We start from the raw sequence: 21,203 nt of genomic DNA, 5'->3' as shown, positions 1-21,203 counted from the left end.
AGTGAGATCTTGTATTAAGTATCTATTTTAGAGTATTGACTTTAATTTTTACGTGGTTTTGTTACAGTGTGCTTAAGGACAAATGTAAACGGATGTAAATACATACAATAATTATAAAAAGGAATGCTGTATGAACAAATTAACAGCGCTACTCGTACTTTGTTTGATGACTCCTGTTTCAGCGAATGCGCAAGATGAAGTGTCTAAACGTGACTTAGCTCAGGAGCTGAGTCGTGCTTTTCCTCAATTAGAGAAGAGCTTAAAAGGTACGATTAATCAGTACCAATTAAGTGCCTCTTTATCTGATTTACCTATTCAACCCAAGCCTCAAGCTCGAACTTTTATGGCAGCAATGAGTGCGGCTAATGATACTGAGATCGAATCTCGCGGGTTACAGCAATATACTGACGAATTGTTGGAATTGCGTCTTGCTGACCCAAGCATGCTTGCTCGTTGGCAGGCGGGGCAAAGTCCATTATTCGCTTTTGAACCTGAAGGGGCAGAAAGTGAATGGCAATACATTGAAGCATTTGATGTTGATGGCAACGTCCATTACCTAGATATTTATGATATTCCAGAGCGTCCTGTTTTAGTGGTTGATACCAATAACCGCGAAGAACTGAAAGCTGGTTTGGCGTTAATGCGTGATGAGTTAAAAGCATTACAAGAACAGCCGAAAGCACAAAAAATCGCTCGTTACTCTATGATGCAAAGTGCACCAGCAGAGCCAACGGAAATCAATACGACTATATTGAAAAAAATTCAGCTAAAGGATGATCATGAACCATGGATCTCTGGTAAAGCCGAAGTGTATGCGATTGTTTCTGGTGTCAGTCCTGATCGTGATGAACCAACGATTGATCTGATTGAAATGCCGTATCTTGATTACGCCGAGCAATCTTACCCTGCAAATCAAATCATGATTTTTTGGCAGCGTTATCGTTGGGGTGCGGCGGATATTATCTTGATGGAACAAGATGATAAAACGGATTACAAAGAATTAGCGCAAACTATCTTAAAAGCGGCAAGTGATTTTTTAGCGACTATACCTGATAAAGAAGCGCAGGCTTATTTAATCATTCCTCAAATGACAAGTGCAATTATTGCGTTGCTTCCAGATGATTTATTCATTAATGACGATGATTTTGTTGATGTATTTTATACCATAATGAAAGATACGGAATACACCGATCATTCTGGTGCCGGTAATAATGCGGTTGCCGACTTTGCACCACTGATCATTCAAAAAACAGAGTAATGGGTTCGGTGGCTTAAAGATCTTCATCGTCTTTAAGTCACCGAAGTACGTCTATTTTGGTTAGGGATTCACCTCTGCCATACCATTTAATACAATGTTGTTATAACTGACCATGCCAACTATTTCACCGTGTTTTATCACCGGAGCACGACTAATTCCGAACCGTTCAAAAAGACGAGCGCAATATTTTACGTTCATATCCGGAGAGACTGATAAAGCAGGTTTTGTCATGATTTCATAAATGTTGGTGCGATCGGTAGGGCGGTTCTGAGCAAGTACTTTTTTGGCGATGTCATTCATCAGAACAATTCCATATTCATCTTCTTCATCGCGTTTTTTTACAATGAGTGCTTTTACTTGCTTTTGTTTTGCCAGTTGAATACCTTCAGCTACCGTCATTAACCCATCAACCATGACATAAGTATTAGACATGACGTTTTCTACTTTTATTTTATTCATAGTTTTTCCCCAACAGCCTTGGTGAGTGTTTCTACTTGATGAGCGACCCCTACGGCGTCTTCAATATCGATTTGAATCGCAATGCCTTGACCTGATTCGGTATCAAATTCTCCGACTTGATTTATCGTTTCTAAGATAGATCGTGCTAAGTGCTCTTCAACGACAAACAATAAAACATCCTTTTGTACTTCTAATGTAAGCCCAAAGAAGGTGGTTTTTTTATTCAACCCTTCACCACGAGCATGATTAATAACGGTTGCACCGGTTGCTCCAGCATTGCGGGCGGCGTCAAGAACCGCCTCTGTTTTACTTTCTTCTACAAAAGCGAGTAACAATTTAAAGCGCATAGGCTTTCTCCTGATTAATCGATTAATTCGGTATTTTTTGATCGGTTTCTATAGGCACTGATCTGTGCATAAGCCATTACTGAAATTATGGGGAACAAACTGGCAAAGGCGATTAACCCAAAGCCATCAATCATCGGGTTTCTTCCGGGAACGGTAGAGGCCAGCCCAAGCCCAAGCGCGGTAACTAAAGGTACGGTTACTGTAGAGGTCGTTACACCACCAGAGTCGTAAGCCAATGGAATGATTATCTTAGGCGCATAAAAGGTTTGGATAACCACAATGACGTAGCCCACCATGATGTAATAATGAATAGGATCACCCACAACAATACGATAACTGCCCAGCGATATACCAAAAGCGACACCCAGAGCAACAGCAATTCTTAATCCATTAACGCTAATGCTGCCACCAGAAACCGCATTGGCTTTTATAGCAACAGCAATGAGTGATGGCTCAGCAATAGTAGTACTAAAACCAATTGTGGCAGCAAAAATATAGACCCAATAGTAATCGACCCAATCAAACGTTTGGATTAATAGGTCTTTACCTTCATAGATAAAGTCAGGGGCAGTTAATTGCGTTGCCATTGATTCACCGAGTGGAAATAGCGCGAGTTCTAATCCCATTAAAAATAGGGATAAGCCTAAAATCACATAGAAGAATCCCAGAATAACTTTAGGTAAATTGGCAATTGGCTTTTTTAACACGGCAAATTGAAAGCCAAAAATAATCACCACAATCGGTAATACGTCACGGATGGTAGATAGGAAAGTATCGATGAACAGAATGAGATTATTCATGCTAATACCATCCCGTATATCATGACAAAAATCATAGGGAGTAATGAAGCAAAAGCAATGAGCCCAAAACCATCTAACATCGGGCTGCGGCCTTTAATGGTTGAGGCCAATCCGACACCAAGCGCGGTAACTAAGGGGACAGTAATTGTGGATGTTGTGACACCGCCAGAATCATAAGCAATGCCGATGATGTTTTCAGGGGCAAACCAAGTAAGGGCAACCACCGTGATGTAACCCCCAATGATCATGATATGAATTGGCCAGCCTTTTAAAATCCGTAACACCCCAATGACTATGGCAAAGCCAACAGAGAGAGCAACGGTTAATCGTAATCCATTGGCATAATCGTCCATTTCATCTTCTGTGTGCGGGATCATGCCTCCTTCTGCGGCGACTTCAGCAGCCTCTGCTGCAACCGCGGTGAGGGCGGGTTCTGCAATGGTGGTTCCAAACCCCAAACAAAAAGAGAAAAGCAATAGCCAACCAACGCTCCCTTTTCTGGCAAAGGCTTGTGCCATCGATTCGCCAATAGGGAATAGGCCCATCTCTAGACCAAAGATAAAAAAGGTTAAACCCAATACAACAAGTAGCAAACCAAAGAGAATAGAACCAAGGTTTGGTAGGGGCTCTTGTAATACCACGAGTTGGAAGAAAGCGATGACCAGAATAATTGGGAGAAGATCACGAAAGCTTCCAAGCATGGCAGTTAACATGGCTTTAATGGCGTTCACTGACTCTCCCTTTAAATTCGCATCTGTATATTCTTTATACTGTACGAATTAACGTAAGAGTGTGAGCAACCCCCAATTTTAGTTTATATCTATAGCGAAATATTAAACAGAGCGTCACCTTTTTGATGGGTACGACAAAACTGAATAAAGTCATCGATGAAGACTTTACTTAATCGAGTTAAGTGCTTCCTTGAGAGTTGTCAGGAGATGATTGAAAAATATCACTAATATATAAATTTAACGCCCGTGTTTATTTTTAATTATATCAAGTTTTCACCTTAATATTAGTCTGTATTAAATGCATATATTACAGTTTTTGACGAATATTAATCTTCTTTAACTATAAAAAAACGCTTTTTAAAAGCGTTATCACCAACAAATATAGACAGGTATACCATTAATCAAACTTGTTTTTAGTTGTAACATAATGTTACATTTAATTTCGAACTGTTACACTTTTGTGTGCGTGTTCGTAATAACGATTATTTATGTTGAACTTTTTTAATGCAAATTTATAAACGGTTATGGTTACTTTAGATAGAGGGAATGAACCGTCGAAAATAGCGTTTAAACTTGATATTTATAGCTAAAAATTAGATTTTCATTAAAGCGAGTAACATATAGATATGTCTTCAACTTTTAATATTGAGATTGAGAATGGAAGTCTTAAAATATAAAAATATTCTGTCACGAGGAGGATTGCTAGGCTCAATTCTGTTTATATCAGGATGTAACTCTGCATTACTTGATCCTAAAGGGATTGTTGGTATTCAAGAAAAAGAACTCATTATCACTGCACTGTTATTAATGTTGATTGTCGTTATTCCGGTGATTTTGATGACGGTTTATTTTTCTTATAAATACCGCTCATCGAATACAGAAGCAAAGTACGAACCAGAATGGGCACACTCTACTAAAGTTGAAGTGATTGTTTGGGCTGTACCGATCATTATCATTGTTATTTTAGGCATTATTACATGGCGCACTACGCATGAATTAGAGCAATCTAAGCCATTAGTTAGCGATGTAAAACCCATGACAATAGAAGTGATATCACTGGATTGGAAATGGTTATTTATCTATCCAGAACAAGGCATTGCTACATTGAATTATGTCGCTTTTCCAAAAGACGTTCCGGTTCAGTTTAAAGTCACATCAGATAATATTATGAATTCATTCTTTATTCCTCGTTTGGGCAGTCAAATCTATGCGATGCCCGGAATGATGACGAAAGTTCATTTAATTGCTAATGAAGCTAATGATTATAAAGGGATCTCTGCTAGTTATAGCGGTGCTGGTTTCTCCGGTATGAAATTTACTGCGCATGTTACAGAAACTCGTAAGGAATTTGGGGAATGGGCTAAGAGCTTGAAACACAAAGACGGTGCGTTAGTGATGAGCGATTTTGATGCGTATCGTGAACTGGCAAAGCCAAGTGAAAACGTGCCCGTGACTTATTATTCTAGTGTTCCAGCCCATTTGTTTTCTGATGTGGTGAAACAATATAGGGGTTCTTTAAATTCAAGCGAGAAAAGCATGGGTAAAGAACATCATATGGACATGGCAAATAGCAAAGAATAGGAAATTAGTATGTTAGGAAGACTTTCTCTCGGCAGCGTACCATACCATGAACCAATTATCGTGGTGACTTTAGCGGTAATCGCTATTGTGGGACTTAGCGTTGTTTCAGCCATTACTTATTATGGTAAATGGCAATATTTATGGTCGGAGTGGTTCACCTCGGTTGACCATAAGAAAATTGGTTTCATGTATATTGCAGTGGCCTTAATTATGCTCATTCGTGGTTTCTCGGATGCCATTATGATGCGGAGCCAGCAATTATTATCTTCTGCTGGTGAAGCGGGGTATTTGCCCCCTGAACATTATGATCAGATCTTTAGTGCCCATGGCGTGATTATGATTTTTTTCGTAGCGATGCCTATGATCATTGGCTTAATGAATATAGTGGTACCGCTGCAGATAGGTGCACGTGATGTTGCATTTCCATATTTAAATAACTTAAGTTTTTGGTTATTTGTGGTAGGTGTGATCTTAACCAATCTATCTTTAGGTGTGGGTGAATTTGCACGTACTGGTTGGCTGGCGTATCCACCTCTTTCGGGTATTAAAGCAAGCCCAGGAACCGGAGTTGATTACTGGATTTGGGCTCTTCAGATATCTGGTATAGGTACAACGCTTTCTGGAGTGAACTTTTTTACCACGATTATGCGTATGCGTGCGCCTTCTATGCCTATGATGAAAATGCCAGTATTTACTTGGGCATCATTGTGTGCCAACGTATTGATTATTATCTCTTTTCCAATATTAACAGTGACCATTGCGTTACTTACCTTGGATCGTTACATCGGTACCCATTTCTTTACCAATGACATGGGCGGTAACATGATGATGTACATTAATTTAATTTGGGCATGGGGACACCCAGAAGTTTATATTCTTATTTTGCCAATATTTGGTGTGTATTCTGAGGTTGTGGCTACGTTCTCCCGTAAGAAGTTGTTTGGTTACACTTCACTGGTGTGGGCGACGGTGGTTATTACCATTCTTGCATTTGTTGTGTGGTTACATCACTTCTTTACCATGGGCTCTGGTGCGAATGTGAACGCCTTCTTTGGTATTGCCACTATGATAATCTCGATACCGACAGGGGTTAAGATTTTTAACTGGTTATTTACCATGTACCGTGGGCGTGTGGAGTTTACTTCACCAATGCTATGGACGATTGGTTTCTTCATTACCTTTACTGTTGGTGGAATGACCGGGGTATTAATGGCCGTTCCTGGTGCTGACTATGTATTACATAACAGTGTGTTTCTGATTGCTCACTTCCATAATGTGATTATCGGTGGTGTCGTCTTTGGTTGTTTCGCTGGTGTTAGTTATTGGTTCCCGAAAGCGACAGGCTTTAAGTTAAATGAAACATGGGGTAAACGTGCATTTTGGTGCTGGATCATCGGTTTCTTATTGGCGTTTTTACCTCTTTATGCGCTGGGCTTTATGGGAATGACTCGTCGTTTGAGCCAACACATCGACCCTGAATATTTCCCACTGCTTGCTGTGGCTGCATTTGGTACTTTTGTTATCTTCTGTGGTGTTGCGTGTCAGGTAACTCAATACATTGTTAGTATTCGAGACCGTGAAAAAAATCTAGATTTAACCGGTGACCCTTGGGATGCTCGAACTCTAGAATGGTCAACGTCGTCTCCACCGCCGTTTTATAATTTTGCGAAAATCCCGAAAGGTGATGAAATTGATGCATTTTGGTATCAAAAACAACGCGGTGAAGCGGGTGTTGAATTTACATTACGTACTGAAGAAGAATATTCTCCAATCCATATGCCAAAAAATACGGCGACGGGTATTTACATCTCGGGTCTGTCTCTGATTTTTGGTTTCGCAATGATTTGGTATATTTGGTGGTTAGCGGCTATTGGTTTTGTCGGAATTATTGTTACCGCGATTGTTCATAGTTTTGATGAAGATCGTGATTATTACGTATCAGTTGAAGAAATTAAGGCAATTGAAGAAGCCAATAAAGCCAAATTAAGAAAAGCAAAACAACAAAATACACATGCCGATGATGAAGATATGGAGGTAGATTATGTACGCTAATCCAACGGCTGAGCATAAACATGATGATCATGATCATCACGATGCGAATGAAATGAAGCAATATGGTTTTTGGATTTACTTAATGAGCGACTGCATTTTGTTTGGCTCTTTATTTGCCACTTATGCAGTGCTTGTTAACGCCACTGCCGGTGGGCCAAGCGGAAAAGACATTTTTGAACTGCCATTTGTGTTCGTTGAAACCATGTTATTACTGCTTAGTAGTATTACGTTTGGTTTCGGTATTATTGCAATGAAACGCGAAGATCTGGCAGGCTTAAAACGTTGGTTATTAATTACAGCGCTGCTTGGTTTAGGTTTTATTTCAATGGAAGTGTATGAGTTTAATCACTTGATTAGAGAAGGGTTTGGACCACAGCGTAGTGCGTTTTTATCGGCCTTCTTTACCCTAGTGGGGACTCACGGTTTACATGTTACTTTCGGTTTGATTTGGTTAAGTGTGTGTTACTTCCAACTAAGTACCAAAGGTTTGAATGACTTGATGAAAGGGCGCTTTTATTGCCTAAGTTTATTCTGGCATTTCTTAGATATTGTATGGATTTGTGTGTTTACGATTGTGTATTTGTTGGGGGTTATCTAATGGCTAATCAATCTGTATCGGGCAGTGATCACCTAGATTTAGGGGCAAAAGGTTATATTACTGGTTTTATTGCTTCTCTTATCTTAACTATGATCCCATTTTACTTTGCCTACACTGGGGTTTTATCTCGTGAGGTGACTATTGTTGTTTTGATTCTCTCAGCAATAGCACAGTTAGTGGTACATTTATTTTATTTCCTTCACATGGATAGCACAGAAAAAGGGCGCTTTAATATGCTGTCTTTTGTGTTTACTGCCGTTATTGTGTTTATTGTGATTGCAGGTTCTATTTGGATCATGTGGAACCTTAATAACAATATGATGATGTAGGGCGCGGATATGTTTAAAGAATACGTATCACTGACCAAGCCCGGCATTATAATGGGTAACTTAATTTCGGTATTAGCCGGTTATTTTCTAGCGGCTAAATCTGAATCAATTACTCTGTCATTGCTTATTTATACTATGTTAGGCGTTGCTTTAGTTATTGCGTCAGGTTGTGTAGTGAATAATATTTTTGATCGAGATATCGATGCTAAAATGTCGCGCACTCGTAATCGAGCAATAGTGACAGGTTCAATTAATATAGAGTTCGCTTTTTTATTTGCGATTATAATGCTACTGATTGGAACGGGCTTATTGTATAAAATGGCCAATCCTTTGTCGGCGGTCATGGTATTGTTAGGTTATGTATTCTACGTATTCTTTTACACTATGTGGTACAAACGTACCTCGGTATACGGCACACTTGTTGGCAGTGTATCGGGGGCGATCCCACCGTTAGTTGGTTATTTAGCGGTGACTAACTACCTCAGTTTAGAAGCCGTGTTGCTGTTTGGTTTATTCTGTTTATGGCAAATGCCGCATTCTTATGCCATTGCGATGTTTAGAATGAAAGATTACCAACAAGCCAATATTCCGGTACTGCCATTGGTAAAAGGCATTCAAAAAGCACGTCAACATATTATGATTTATGTGCTGGTTTTTTCTGTTGTTGCACTTGGCTTATATGCTTTTGGACATACTGGGTATGAGTATTTAGCCGTTGTTGCGATCTCTTGTTATGGTTGGTTTAAAGTGACGTACAGAAATATGGATGAGTCTAACTATGTTCAATGGTCTAAATCGGTATTTAAGACCTCATTATTGGTGATTACCGCTTTTAGTACTGTGTTGGGCATTGAGTTACTTCCTTTCAGTATTACATTTTAATCAATGGGTTAACTATTCATTCATTGAGATCCTAATCGCTGAATGATAGTCCTAAAATTGTCCCTTTTCTTACTAATAATTGAGCAAAAGATTCAATTTCAATACTCACTTCAATTGAAGTGGGTAAACGCAAGGTGTGTTTATGAAAACTCAATTTACGCCAAATGGTACCGCTCAATCTTATTCCAAAGGTAAAAATCTAGGTATTTTATTCGAGCTAATGACGTTTATTCATCCTTATAAAGGGAAAGTCGCTGCAGCACTGGTCGCGTTAATATGTACCGCTTCACTGACTTTATCTGTAGGCCATGGTGTACGAATCCTGATTGACGAAGGATTTTCTCAACAATCGATACAAGAGTTAAAAAGTGCGATCCAATTTATTCTTGCGATAACAGTGCTGATTTCAATTGGCACTTTTTTTCGATTCTATTTAGTGTCTTCAGTGGGAGAGCGAGTCAGTGCTGATATTAGACTTGCGGTATTTAATCATGTGATTACCTTGCATCCCAGTTATTTTGAAATCAATGGCAGTGGCGACATTATGTCACGCATCACTACTGATACGACTTTGCTACAGAGTATCATTGGGTCTTCATTTTCGATGGCGATGCGCAGTGCATTAATGTGTGTTGGTGCAATGATTATGTTATTTACGACCAACATAAAACTAACATTGATTGTATTAGTCGCTGTACCATTCATTCTTATACCAATACTTGTCTATGGGCGTCGTGTGAGAGCTTTATCACGCAAAAGCCAAGATTCAATGGCCGATGTTGGAAGTTATGCGGGGGAGGCGATAGAGCACATTAAAACGGTTCAAAGTTACAGTTACGAAGCGCAAGAAAGAAAATCGTTCTCTTATGAAGTAGAAAAAGCATTCGAAATTGGACGTCAACGTGTAAAACAGCGTGCTATCTTGATCTCAGGTGTCATTGTGATTGTTTTTAGTGCGATAACTGGCATGCTTTGGGTCGGTGGTAGCGATGTGATTAACGGTTCTATGTCGGCTGGTGATTTAGGTGCCTTTGTTTTTTATGCCATCATAGTTGCTTCTTCATTGGCGAATATCTCAGAGGTTTTAGGTGAATTGCAACGAGCAGCAGGCGCAACAGAAAGGCTGATTGAAATACTCCAAGTAGAAAGCCATATTGTGGCTCCTAGTCAAAATATGATGTCCCCTCAATCACTTTCTTCTGACGTTGTATTTGAGAATGTTATTTTTAATTATCCTTCAAGGCCCGATCAAGCTGCAGTTGATGATTTAGTATTGAAAGCACAAGAAGGCAAAGTTCTTGCGATTGTTGGTCCTTCTGGTGCAGGTAAAACGACGCTGTTTGAATTATTACAACGCTTTTATGATCCACAATCAGGTCGGGTAACACTCGGTGGTGTCGACATTCGTCAATTTGACCCACAAGAACTTCGTAAACAAATGGCACTTGTACCACAACAGCCTGCACTGTTTAGTCATGATGTTTTCCACAATATTCGTTATGGTAATCCACATGCTACAGATGAACAAATTATTGAGGCGGCTAAAAAGGCACATGCGCATGAGTTCATCATGAATTTACCTGAAGGGTACAGCAGTTTTCTGGGAGAGCGAGGGGTAAGACTTTCTGGTGGTCAACGACAACGTATTGCTATCGCAAGAGCCATTCTAAAAGATCCTAATATATTATTACTTGATGAAGCGACCAGCGCATTAGATAGTGAGAGTGAACAGCATGTGCAACAAGCTTTAGAGGCGTTAATGCAGGGTAGAACTACGTTAATTATTGCCCACCGCCTTTCGACTATTCAACATGCCGATCAAATAGCAGTATTAGATAAAGGACAATTGGTTGATGTTGGGGATCATCAATCGTTACTAAACAGTTGCGATTTGTACCAACGTTTGGTGAAGTTACAATTTAAGAATACGCATTAGTTAACTTGAGTTCTGGATAGTTTGGTTTTGTTGCAATAACGGATTTTAGTTTATATCTACAGTGAAATATTAAACAGAGAGTCGCCTTTTTGATGGGTACGACAAAACTGAATAAAGTCATCGATGAACACTTTACTTAAGCGAGATAAGTGCTTCCTTGAAGGGTAGATGATGTGTAAATCCACTTCAGGTAAAGGATATTCGGCAAGCACTTCAACAAATTCGCCAGATCTCAGCAGTGGATTCGCAAGCATTGGGGGTAATTCTCCTAGCATTTCACCAGTGCGAATAGCTGAGAGGGAATGAACATAATCACTGGATGAAAATTTAGGGGTAATTTCAATGCAATGCTCACCTAGCTGCCAAGTTATAGGACCATGTCCAAATCGCCATGCGGCAATTGGTAAGTTAGCAAGTGCCGTAGGATCTTTTGGGATGCCGTATTTATTGAGGAATTTTTGTGAGCAAACCATCACGTGACGGTACTTACCTAAATGCCTCGCAATGGCCGATTGATAATTCACTTTTCCCACGCGAATAACAATATCTACGTCATCATCAATAAAATCTGTTTTACGAACCGTACTGAAAATATCCAATTGAATTAATGGGTAGGTATTATTGAATTGATGGAACATGTCGTCAAAAACATAAAGAGCTGGTGGGATAGAGATACGCAATTGACCTTTTAGATATTCTTGCTCTTCATTGATGGCTTGTTCGGCATCAAATATTTCATTTAGCCCTGAAGAGGCGCGCTGATAAAGCAATTGGCCAACGTGGGTAACAGATAATTTTCGAGTTGTTCGTATCAGTAATTGTTGATCTAACTGGGTTTCTAATTCACTGACTCGTCGACTAACTGTAGCTACTGGAATATTCATAATTTTAGAAGCCGCAGAGAAAGAACCGTGTTGAACTACATTTACAAATATATTCAAAGAGTTGAGATCCATTCGATAGTATCCATGTTATTTATCGTGGCAATTAAATTAACATTACCACGATAATTGGAAAAGTCATTCCTAAAACGCCCTCTAATTTTTTCTATTCAGTCTGGTTATAGTCTCTACATCGAAACGAGACAGACAAATTATTAATTGAATAGGAATAAAAAAATGAAAGCAATTATCGTAACGCAAGCCGGTGGCTCTGAAGTTCTAGACATTCGTAACGTGACTGAGCCAACTACCGCGCTTGGTGAAGTGAAAATCCGCGTAAAGGCATTTGGCTTAAACAAAGCAGAAACGTATTACCGCAATGGCGCGTTTGGTCAAATTAACGCAGAACAAGCACCTGGTATTGAAGCCGCAGGAGAGGTGATTGAAGACCCTTCGAATACCTTTAAACCCGGTGATAAAGTGGTGACGGCAATGGGCGGAATGATGTTTTCTCGACATGGCAGCTATGCTGAAATTATTACTGTAAATAAAGGCAATGTGCAGCGTATTGCGAGTGATATTGGTTTTGTTCAATTGGCGTCATTACCACAATTATATTTAACTATTTGGGGAGCGTTGGATAAAACATTGAATGTGCAATCGGGTGAAACGTTATTAATTCGAGGTGCGACATCAGGATTAGGTTTGGCGGGATTAGTGTATGCCAAAGCGCGTGGGTTAACGGTTATCGCCACTACTCGTCAAGCGAGTCATGTAAAGCGTTTGACAGACCTCGGGGCGGATCACGTCGTGATTGATGAGGGTGATATTGCTGAAACAGTGAGAACGCTGTATCCACAAGGCATAGATAAAGCATTAGACGTGGTGGGTGCATCAACGGTGAAAGATACGATGAAAGCACTGCGATCTTGGGGTGAAGTGACGGTCGTTGGTTTATTGGGTGGTTCACCAGTCATTGAAAATTTTGGATTAATGAGTGACTTACCAAGCTCGATTAAGTTGAGCTTCTTCCAAAGTGGAATGCTAGGAACAGAAGCATTACCCCTTGATGAATCGCCATTAAATTGGATTGCAGATCAAGTATATACAGGTCAAATGCCCGACATTACGTCTGCTGTGTTTGAAGCAAAAGACATCCAAGAGGCGCACGCTCTAATGGATAGCAATAAAACGGTCGGTAAAATTGTGGTGAAACACTAATTAATTATCACTCGTTCGCGTCTTATTTAAGATGTGAACTTTGATGTATAACCAAATATTTACGTGTTTGAAGTCTAATTAAATGGGCTTTAAACACCATTAAGAAGGTAAATGAAATGAAAAAACAAACATTAATACTTAGTGCTTTACTTGTGCTATCTCCTATCACTTATGCGAAAACTGAATTTCAACCAAATACTCATCAAATATCACCAGCAGAAGTGGACTTAAATAACCTTACAAAAGAACAAAATCGTGTATACGATACGGTAATTCAATACCAAACTGCATTGAATTCGGGAGATACAAAAACGATTCTCGAATTATTTGCACCAGAAAGTTATTCTCAATGGAATGGTAAGCGCACAGCTGATACGACTGAAAAACGCTTTAATCAATATAGTAATTTATTTCAGAATGAAAAATTTGAAACAGATTTTGCCTTTGATAGCATAAATGTAAAAGGTGATAGTGCTTATGTGAGAACGCATCATCATCGAGGTGCGGTGGTTACCGAATTGGATAACCAACATACATTAATTGATTTGAATAGAGAGATTTTTGTAATGAGAAAGGTTAATGGTGAATGGAAAATTGCAGTATATGCATTTAATACAGATCCTGTTCAGGGTGAAAGCTAGTACTCAGCACTTTAATTATAAGGAATTATAGATATGAAAAATATAACTGACATTATAAATAATCGACGTTCAATCAATAATTATGATCCGAGTAAATCGCTGACTAAAGAGCAGATTATTACGTTGATGACGTTAACAACAAAAGCACCTTCGGCTTTTAACTTACAGAATTGGGAGTTTGTTGCTGTTCAAAGTAAAGACGCAAAAGTGAAGCTAAAGGCGCTTGCTTATGGGCAACAAAAAATAGAAGAGTCGTCGGTGACTTTTATTGTTTGCGGTACTTTACATCCACAAGAATTATTGGCTCATTCGTTAGCGCCTTCTCTGGAGAAAGGGATTATTTCATCCGGGATTGTTGATGGTTGGGTTAATGCAGCTTCAAATATGTATACCAATAATTCTATCTTTCAGCGAGATGAAGCGATACGTTCGGCGTCGCTAGCGGGAATGACATTGATGCTTGCGGCTGAAGGCATGGGGTTATCATCTTGTCCAATGATTGGTTTTGATCCCGAAGGGGTAAAAAAGGCGTTTGGATTATCAGATAATTCAGTACCAACGATGTTGATAACCGTCGGTTATGCGATTGAAGATAACTGGGCACAAAAATTAAGACGTCCATTGGACGAAGTTCTTACTATTTTATAGCTATTGATGATTATAATAAAAAGAGCAAATTGAATCGGTTTGCTTTTTTTATTGGAGATACTTATGTTGTTGCCATTTGATTTTGAAAATACGCCCCTAACTCTGTTGAATAATGATGGGAATATTACCTATTGGGACAATTTTTTAAGTGAAGATGAAGCAACGAATCTGTTTAATGAATTACAAATCAACAGTGACTGGAAAGAAGAAACGATTACGTTGTTTGGCAAAGAGTATAAACAACCGCGATTAACGTGCTGGTATGGAGAGTACGGTGTCGTTGCAAATGGAGGCTATCAAGCGTTAACAAAAGCGGTCCCTTTTACATCTCAACTTATGGTGTTAAAAAATAAAATTGAGAAAGAGACTGGATATAAATTCAATTGCGTATTGGCTAATTTATATCGAAATGAAAACGATGGGGTTGGTTATCATGCGGATGATGAAGCGATTTTAGGTAAAAACCCCGCGATTGCTTCGTACAGTTTAGGGGAAACCCGACGGTTTTTAGTTAAGCATAATCAACATAAATATAAAAATATTAGTATCGATTTAAAAAATAACTCGTTAGTGCTAATGGACGGTTGTTTACAAGATCACTGGAAACACGCGATCCCTAAAACAAAGCGTGCCATGAGCGCGCGTATTAATCTAACGTTTCGATCTTTAGGTAAAAATGATAGCAACTAAATTAGTGTGAATTGCCTCTTAAATACAATTATAGGTATGAAATTCTATTTTAAATGGCATGAAATTTAGTTTGATTGTTTTTAAAAATGGTTTGATTGCTTTTCAAGAATATAAAGGGGCGATTAACAGAGTGAATTATTTATCTATTTGATTTTTAACATAAATAAAAATGGCACACCTTTCGCTATAAGCATTGTGAATCATTTACTTATTTATTTTAAAAGGAAGATAGTATGCCAACCCCAGCTTATATGCGCATCGAAGGCGAAAAACAAGGACTGATCACTGCCGGTACATTTACTGAAGATTCAGTAGGTAATATTTACCAAGAAGGGCATGAAGATGAAGTGCTAGTTCAAGGTTTTGAACATCAAGTGCTATTGCCTCGAGATCCACAATCTGGCCAACCAACGGGTCAACGTGTGCATAAGCCTGTACGTATTACTAAGGTATTCGATAAAGCATCACCACTAATGTATAACGCATTAACGTCTGGTGAAAGATTACCAAAGGTAGAAATCAAATGGTATCGCACTTCTGCAACGGGTACTCAAGAGCATTATTTCACTACTGTTTTGCATGACGCGATTATCGTTGATATCACCGCATCAATGCCAAACTGTCAAGATCCAAGCCAAGCACATTTCACTCATCTAGAAGACGTATTTATGACGTACCGTGCGATTGATTGGACACATGAAGTCTCTGGTACTTCAGGTAATGATGACTGGCGTACAGCAATGAAAGCGTAGTAACTCGCATTTTTGGGAGAGTCGATACCGTAAACGCCCCTAGCTGTTTATGATATTGGCTCTCCCATTTTTTGCGTTTAGATATAAATAAAAGCAGTAATGTATCAGCAGTGTTTCAGGACGAAACAAAAGGACAATTATGCAGGGTGCTAATCAAGCCAAATTTGAACTCGATGTGGCTACTATCGATATATTATTACAAGTGTATGAATTTGAAGGGCAAGAGAGTCTTGGTGATGCTTACTCGTTTGATGTGACATTTGTATGCGAAGATCCGGCTCTTAACTTAGGTACATGGCTTCAACTTCCCGCGCGATTAGTACTACATTATCAAAATAATAATGCAAAAGAACGCCTTCCTCGTTATGTTCATGGCGTGGTTGAATCCATAGAACAATTAACGACGTCTTGTCGTTATAGCTCGTATAAATTGACTCTTGTCCCTGTCTTTTCTCTTTTAAAATATCGAACCAATTTTCAAATATTTCAAAATAAAACCGTGTTAGATATTATTAAAGAGGTATACCACCAGGCTGGTATTTTAAGCCACCAATATGAGATAGATCTTTTTAATGCACATGAACCCCGTGAATACTGTGTTCAATATGGTGAATCTGATTTTTCATTTATTCACCGCTTAATGGCAGAAGAAGGATTAACCTCATTTTTTGAACATAATGAAGACGGTTCAATGCTGATTATCTCTGATGGCCAAGAGATCCATATTGAGCTTGATCCCTTATGTGTTGTTGCTGATAACGGAATGACTAAAGACGGTAATACCATTACATCATTGATCAAAAAGAAAAAGATTGGTGTTGGTAAGACTTCTGTTCGTGATTTTAATTTCCATACACCGTCCTACTATTTTATTGAAGAGGCTCACGTTGATGAGGCAGAGAATCATGCGTCTGAATTAGCATTAGAGCACTATCAATATCCTACGGATCAAGGTTCATCAAACAAACAAGCGGCTTTGAATTTACTGCAGCATAGAGTTGAGAATATTGAACTTATAGGAAAGAGTGATTGCGCTCAATTAACCGTAGGGTATTTTCAACCGATTCAAGAACACCCTAATCCAGAATGGAATGATTTATGGTTGTTAACGAAGGTTTATCACGTTGGTAAGCAGCCGCAAGTACTCGAAGAGTTGGCTGATGGTGCGTTTGAATACTATGCCAATTTTCACTGCATACCTTGGATCCAACCTTTTAAACTCCAACCTCAAAGTAAACCATTAATCCATAACGTAGATACCGCCATTGTTACTGGGCCTAAGAACGAAGAGATCTATTGTGATGAGCATGGTCGAGTTAAGGTTCAATTTCATTGGGATAGAAATGGGCAAGCAAATGAAAAGACCAGTTGTTGGTTAAGAGCATCGCAAGGTTGGGCAGGCAATCAATACGGTCAATTTATCTTACCAAGAATAGGGCACGAGGTTATCGTCAGCTTTATTCATGGTGATCCCGATAAACCGATAATTACAGGCTCTCTTTATAATGGAGAGAACAAACCCCCTTACGCATTACCTGAGCATAAAACGCGCAGTACGTTTAAGACATCAAGTTCTATTGGAGGAGATAACTTTAATGAATTACGCTTTGAAGACAAAAAAGATAATGAACAAATCTACCTTCACGCCGGAAAAGATGTTGATGTTCAAATTAAGAACGATAGAACGATCGAAATATTCAATGATGATCATGAAGTAATACATAACAATCAGTTTAAAGAGATAAAAAACAACAAGAATATGACGATTGACGGTAACCAGTTTATAACGATTAAAGGTAATGACCACCATCAAACAAATGGTTCTCAACACCTTAAAGTGGGTAAGAAAAAACTTGAGGATATTGGTTCAGAATTACATGTCAAAGCAGGTCAGAAAATTGTTATAGAGGCAGGAACTGAAATTACCATCAAAGCTGGTGGCAGTGTTGTAAAGATAGACCCTGCGGGTGTGCACTTAATTGGCTCGGCTATCAATCTTAACTCCGGCGGTAGCGCAGGAAGTGGCAGCGGTTATGCAGGAAAAGCAGCAGTATTGCCTATGGGAAAAGAGGTTGAGCTGGCTGGAGAAGTTTCTAATGCTGTGAATGCGACATCTTATGATGGTGAAGTGTTAGAAGTTGCCAATTATCAGCAGCAAGTCACTACAGGAAGTGCAATTGTTGAAGAGTGTCATTGTGATGGAGAAGGAATATGCTCCGTACATGCAAACTAGATGAATATTCAATAGTCAGACACCTTGAATATCAAGCAATGACCAGTCATAGATACGCTATTATTGAACCTAGCCTATTTGATGATCTGTTAGTGTATGTTTACCAACAAAATCCAGTTCTTGAATGGGATTATCTGTTAGGCCATGAGTTAAAAGCGCGCAGCCCAATTATTATCAAATTAACGGGTAATGAAAGTCATGATGATTTTTTGAATCGGTTTATTGCACAGCCATCAGGGAGTTTATTTTCATCTTCTCTCGATTTTAAAGCGTTTCAGCAGCAGGCTTTATATGCTTATACCTTTATTAAAGAATCGGGAAATAAAGCGACATTACGATTTTTTGATCCTAGGGTGATATCAAGTGTGTTAATCGCATTAAAGCCACAACAGCTCTCTCAAATGTTTAATGGGATGTTATCTATTCAATGGCATCAATATGGCTCTTGGTTTGTATTTCAAAATACTGTACCTAGCACTCAAGTGGAAGAGATGCATTCAATCGTAATTGATAATACGCAGCTTGCTTTAATGGATGAGATTAGAAAGTCCCAGTTATTAGAAGATATATCTCATCAATATCAACCGATTTTACCACCACCACATCAAGCGATGGATATTCTTTTAGATGCGGATAAATACAATCCAACAATGGCACAAGAATACGAAGGCTATTTACGCATGAGAATTGACACGGGTTGCTTAGAAAAAGAGCCTCAATGGATGAGCATAAAGTTAGAGAAAAATGACATCTCATTAACTGAGCGGATAAAAGGAATTCATCAACAAGTGAAAAATCAGGAGCTAATATCATGAAGATTACTTTACCTGATGAAAAATTCAGCAATGGAAATGATTACGTGGTAAGCGGTGAAGGGACGCCAGTATGTCAGACTGAGATTTTTTATCTAGGCTGGATGCAGGCAGATAAAACCCAAACGCAAGAAGAGTTATTTTCTGGCCTATATACAGAAAAAACATTGGATAAACATAAAGCCCTTATTCAAAAGTATAATACTCACTTGAATGAGCCTGTTCGCCAGGGTGAAATGATTATCTTATTAACAATGGAGCCAGTTAAGAAAGAGGATATTGATAAACTAATAGTATTAAAAGAAGAATGTAGGGTTGCAAGTGAAGGGCTATGTAAACTGACGGAAGAACAATTACAAGTTCATCAAACTTATTTCGAAGTTATTGAAAACAAATTGATTGAATATTGGAATGCAGGTATGCCAACGGATGGTTTTTCGTATATGGGAACCGCTATCGGAACCGTAGCTCCTGCAATGAAAAAGAATTTGGAAAATGTATCTTCAACATTAGCTAAGTTGGATGAACTATACCTGAATATGTTATCTAAAAAGCTTGACCGTTCTAGTTTTACGCAGCAGCGCCAAACATTAAAAGAAATATTGGATAAACAGTTAGATAAATTAACTCAGAAAACACTTAATATTCCAGTGAATAAAAGTATTAAGAAGACCTTAGGGGTTAATTCAACAAAGTCTCTTATCCATAATGCTGATGAAATATTGAAGGAAGGTAGTGTTAGTGAGTTAGGTAAGCGTATTGCTAATACGGCTAAATGGGTTAAACATGCAGAATCTGCTGGTAATGTAGCTGTAGGATTGAGTGTAATGAGTGGTGTATATAACGTAACTCAAGACTGTGAGGGTCTTGAATCATGCGTTCGAAGTACGGTCATTGAAACTGGTGGTGTTGTTGGTGGTTGGGTTGGTGGTACCGTTGGTGTTGCTGCTGGTAGTATAATTACATTTTTTAGCATTGCTTCTGCTCCTATTGTTATGGTCATCGTTGGCGGTGCTGCATTCTTTGGTGGCACTATCTCTTCAGGAATATCGAAATCTGCTGTTAAACATTTATATAAACTATCACCATTGGAAAGCATTTTAAATAATATAGATTCAAAAATTGAATCTATTGCTAATGATGAAATAGAGGAATACATACTTGATAGTCGATTTAATTCATTCGCAATTGACGGCGTTTTAAAAGGTATTTAAAATGATTGAAAACATAGTGTCATATATAGCTTTGTTTGCGTTAATATGGATATTTCCATTTGGGTATCATTTGATTATTTATAGCCTAGGAGATAAAAAACATATAAACCAATTAGTAGATGATTTGGCAAAAGAGTCTGAATCTTTTAAAAAGAAGCATTATATATCAATGGTAAGCATTGGTGCTGGTGGTTTATTTTCTTATTTTTGTCTTGTATATCCATTCATTAGACATAGAAGGAAAAATAAAAAAATTACGTTTGATTTATTTATGTGGCTGAATTGGGTGTTTTTTATTGTGGTGATCGTTGCTTATATTTATGCGTAAGTTATGCGTCGTTTGAAACGTATTGGAAATATAGCGATAGGTATTTTAGCCTCTAGAGGGTTGGGATATGTAGGTTTATTGATTGGTGCGAATAGTGCAATTGATAATATTTATCAGGCGTGTAAGGTTGATAGCTCTGGTGATTGTGGTAAGACAACGACTCGTGAAGTCGCTGGGTTTGTTGGTGGGGCCGTTGGAGGAATAAAAGCTGGTTCTGTAGGTGCTGGACTTGGGGTCGTAGTTGTTTCTGGTATTGCTTTATTTATTGGCGTTACAGCCTCAGCTCCTGTACTTGCTGTTGCTGCTATTACTGGTGCCATCGCCGGAGGTTCTGTTGGTGGCGGTATCGGTGGTAGTGCGGGTAAGGCTGGTGGAGATCTTGCTTATGACATATATGAATGGGTGATGGAATAAATGTTGGATGTGATGTGGTTTGAATTTTTGATAATGATTCCTGCTGTTTTTTTTGCTGCTTTAGCTATGGCTTGGGCTGTGAGCGCGATTATAATATTACCTACAATTTCCTTAGGGAGCTTTAAACATATTATTTTTATTGATAAGCAATTAGCAAAAGATCTTGATAAATATTATGACAGAAATGGGTATATGCGACCTCAATACCAAGCATCTTGGGATGTTGGTAGTCGATTCATTGATTATTGTATTGCTTATCCATTTATTAGAAAAAGAGCATCAACAGACTCAAAGAAATTTAAAGTCTTTATGTGGTGGAATGCGAGCGGTATATGGAGTTGGTTAGGGGTCTTTATTTTTGGCTTTTTGGCTAAATTTCTTAATTATATTTATTAA

At 38.6% G+C, this 21,203-nt stretch carries 23 protein-coding genes; 18 read left to right on the top strand and 5 right to left on the bottom strand.

Annotation, left to right across the window (positions count from 1 at the left end):
• Positions 1-130: 130 nt before the first annotated feature.
• A complete protein-coding gene (locus A6E04_RS02520) occupies positions 131-1,258 on the top strand; it encodes a DUF3103 domain-containing protein (RefSeq protein WP_065609759.1) in 1,128 nt (375 codons plus the stop codon).
• A gap of 60 nt (positions 1,259-1,318) precedes the next feature.
• Here the strand turns inward: A6E04_RS02520 and A6E04_RS02515 are convergent, their stop codons facing one another.
• From A6E04_RS02515 to A6E04_RS02500, 4 genes are read right to left on the bottom strand one after another with little or no spacing between them, the layout of a single operon-like run.
• Positions 1,319-1,717, bottom strand: coding sequence for a CBS domain-containing protein (locus A6E04_RS02515; protein WP_012551570.1), 399 nt, complete (start codon positions 1,715-1,717; stop codon positions 1,319-1,321).
• Entirely contained in the window at positions 1,714-2,064 is a 351-nt protein-coding gene (locus tag A6E04_RS02510) for a P-II family nitrogen regulator (RefSeq protein ID WP_012551569.1), read from the bottom strand. The genes A6E04_RS02515 and A6E04_RS02510 overlap by 4 nt, the downstream gene beginning before the upstream one ends.
• Before the next feature lie 14 nt (positions 2,065-2,078).
• Positions 2,079-2,864: a DUF1538 domain-containing protein gene (locus A6E04_RS02505; protein WP_065609757.1), complete on the bottom strand. Its 786-nt coding sequence runs from the start codon at positions 2,862-2,864 to the stop codon at positions 2,079-2,081.
• Positions 2,861-3,595 (bottom strand): DUF1538 domain-containing protein, encoded by a 735-nt coding sequence (locus A6E04_RS02500; protein WP_017021663.1) that lies wholly within the window; start codon positions 3,593-3,595, stop codon positions 2,861-2,863. Before A6E04_RS02500 ends, A6E04_RS02505 begins: the two co-directional genes overlap by 4 nt.
• 657 nt (positions 3,596-4,252) lie before the next feature.
• Here A6E04_RS02500 and cyoA point away from each other — a divergent pair.
• The 6 genes from cyoA to A6E04_RS02470 all read left to right on the top strand — a co-directional run bounded on the left by cyoA (position 4,253) and on the right by A6E04_RS02470 (position 10,973).
• On the top strand, positions 4,253-5,176 hold the full coding sequence (cyoA, locus tag A6E04_RS02495; protein ID WP_023602869.1) for a ubiquinol oxidase subunit II: 924 nt from the start codon (positions 4,253-4,255) through the stop codon (positions 5,174-5,176).
• Between the two features lie 9 nt (positions 5,177-5,185).
• The gene (cyoB, locus tag A6E04_RS02490; protein WP_065609755.1) at positions 5,186-7,228 is read left to right on the top strand and encodes a cytochrome o ubiquinol oxidase subunit I; all 2,043 of its coding nucleotides are present in this window, start codon (positions 5,186-5,188) and stop codon (positions 7,226-7,228) included.
• Complete coding sequence (gene cyoC / locus A6E04_RS02485) at positions 7,218-7,826, top strand: cytochrome o ubiquinol oxidase subunit III (protein ID WP_065609753.1); 609 nt, start codon at positions 7,218-7,220, stop codon at positions 7,824-7,826. Before cyoB ends, cyoC begins: the two co-directional genes overlap by 11 nt.
• The gene (cyoD, locus tag A6E04_RS02480) at positions 7,826-8,155 is read left to right on the top strand and encodes a cytochrome o ubiquinol oxidase subunit IV (protein ID WP_023602872.1); all 330 of its coding nucleotides are present in this window, start codon (positions 7,826-7,828) and stop codon (positions 8,153-8,155) included. Before cyoC ends, cyoD begins: the two co-directional genes overlap by 1 nt.
• A 9-nt stretch (positions 8,156-8,164) precedes the next feature.
• Entirely contained in the window at positions 8,165-9,037 is an 873-nt protein-coding gene (gene cyoE / locus A6E04_RS02475) for a heme o synthase (RefSeq protein ID WP_023602873.1), read from the top strand.
• A 142-nt stretch (positions 9,038-9,179) separates the two neighbouring features.
• Positions 9,180-10,973 carry an ABC transporter ATP-binding protein/permease gene (locus A6E04_RS02470; protein WP_065609751.1) on the top strand — a complete coding sequence of 598 codons (1,794 nt, stop codon included), beginning with the start codon at positions 9,180-9,182 and terminating at the stop codon, positions 10,971-10,973.
• A gap of 56 nt (positions 10,974-11,029) precedes the next feature.
• Here A6E04_RS02470 and A6E04_RS02465 read toward each other — a convergent pair whose 3' ends face one another.
• Positions 11,030-11,929 carry a LysR family transcriptional regulator gene (locus A6E04_RS02465; protein WP_065609749.1) on the bottom strand — a complete coding sequence of 300 codons (900 nt, stop codon included), beginning with the start codon at positions 11,927-11,929 and terminating at the stop codon, positions 11,030-11,032.
• Between the two features lie 162 nt (positions 11,930-12,091).
• Between A6E04_RS02465 and A6E04_RS02460 the strand changes: the two genes are divergently transcribed.
• The 11 genes from A6E04_RS02460 to A6E04_RS02410 all read left to right on the top strand — a co-directional run bounded on the left by A6E04_RS02460 (position 12,092) and on the right by A6E04_RS02410 (position 21,203).
• Entirely contained in the window at positions 12,092-13,075 is a 984-nt protein-coding gene (locus A6E04_RS02460; protein ID WP_065609747.1) for a zinc-binding alcohol dehydrogenase family protein, read from the top strand.
• Positions 13,076-13,191: 116 nt separating this feature from the next.
• Positions 13,192-13,716, top strand: coding sequence for a YybH family protein (locus A6E04_RS02455; RefSeq protein WP_023602877.1), 525 nt, complete (start codon positions 13,192-13,194; stop codon positions 13,714-13,716).
• 33 nt (positions 13,717-13,749) lie between these two features.
• Complete coding sequence (locus A6E04_RS02450) at positions 13,750-14,364, top strand: nitroreductase family protein (RefSeq protein WP_023602878.1); 615 nt, start codon at positions 13,750-13,752, stop codon at positions 14,362-14,364.
• A gap of 63 nt (positions 14,365-14,427) precedes the next feature.
• On the top strand, positions 14,428-15,054 hold the full coding sequence (locus A6E04_RS02445; RefSeq protein ID WP_065609745.1) for an alpha-ketoglutarate-dependent dioxygenase AlkB family protein: 627 nt from the start codon (positions 14,428-14,430) through the stop codon (positions 15,052-15,054).
• A 233-nt stretch (positions 15,055-15,287) separates the two neighbouring features.
• Positions 15,288-15,806 carry an Hcp family type VI secretion system effector gene (locus A6E04_RS02440; protein ID WP_017021666.1) on the top strand — a complete coding sequence of 173 codons (519 nt, stop codon included), beginning with the start codon at positions 15,288-15,290 and terminating at the stop codon, positions 15,804-15,806.
• A gap of 139 nt (positions 15,807-15,945) precedes the next feature.
• Complete coding sequence (tssI, locus tag A6E04_RS02435; RefSeq protein WP_065609743.1) at positions 15,946-18,039, top strand: type VI secretion system tip protein TssI/VgrG; 2,094 nt, start codon at positions 15,946-15,948, stop codon at positions 18,037-18,039.
• Positions 18,018-18,854 carry a DUF4123 domain-containing protein gene (locus A6E04_RS02430; RefSeq protein ID WP_065609740.1) on the top strand — a complete coding sequence of 279 codons (837 nt, stop codon included), beginning with the start codon at positions 18,018-18,020 and terminating at the stop codon, positions 18,852-18,854. The genes tssI and A6E04_RS02430 overlap by 22 nt, the downstream gene beginning before the upstream one ends.
• Complete coding sequence (locus A6E04_RS02425) at positions 18,851-20,065, top strand: hypothetical protein (protein ID WP_065609738.1); 1,215 nt, start codon at positions 18,851-18,853, stop codon at positions 20,063-20,065. The genes A6E04_RS02430 and A6E04_RS02425 overlap by 4 nt, the downstream gene beginning before the upstream one ends.
• Before the next feature lies 1 nt (position 20,066).
• The gene (locus A6E04_RS02420; RefSeq protein WP_065609736.1) at positions 20,067-20,393 is read left to right on the top strand and encodes a hypothetical protein; all 327 of its coding nucleotides are present in this window, start codon (positions 20,067-20,069) and stop codon (positions 20,391-20,393) included.
• 3 nt (positions 20,394-20,396) lie between these two features.
• On the top strand, positions 20,397-20,807 hold the full coding sequence (locus tag A6E04_RS02415) for a hypothetical protein (RefSeq protein ID WP_065609734.1): 411 nt from the start codon (positions 20,397-20,399) through the stop codon (positions 20,805-20,807).
• Positions 20,808-21,203 carry a hypothetical protein gene (locus A6E04_RS02410; protein ID WP_083198880.1) on the top strand — a complete coding sequence of 132 codons (396 nt, stop codon included), beginning with the start codon at positions 20,808-20,810 and terminating at the stop codon, positions 21,201-21,203.

Source organism: Aliivibrio logei (assembly GCF_001691055.1).
Taxonomy (GTDB): Bacteria; Pseudomonadota; Gammaproteobacteria; order Enterobacterales; family Vibrionaceae; genus Aliivibrio; species Aliivibrio salmonicida.
This window is presented reverse-complemented; position numbering and strand designations above follow the sequence as displayed.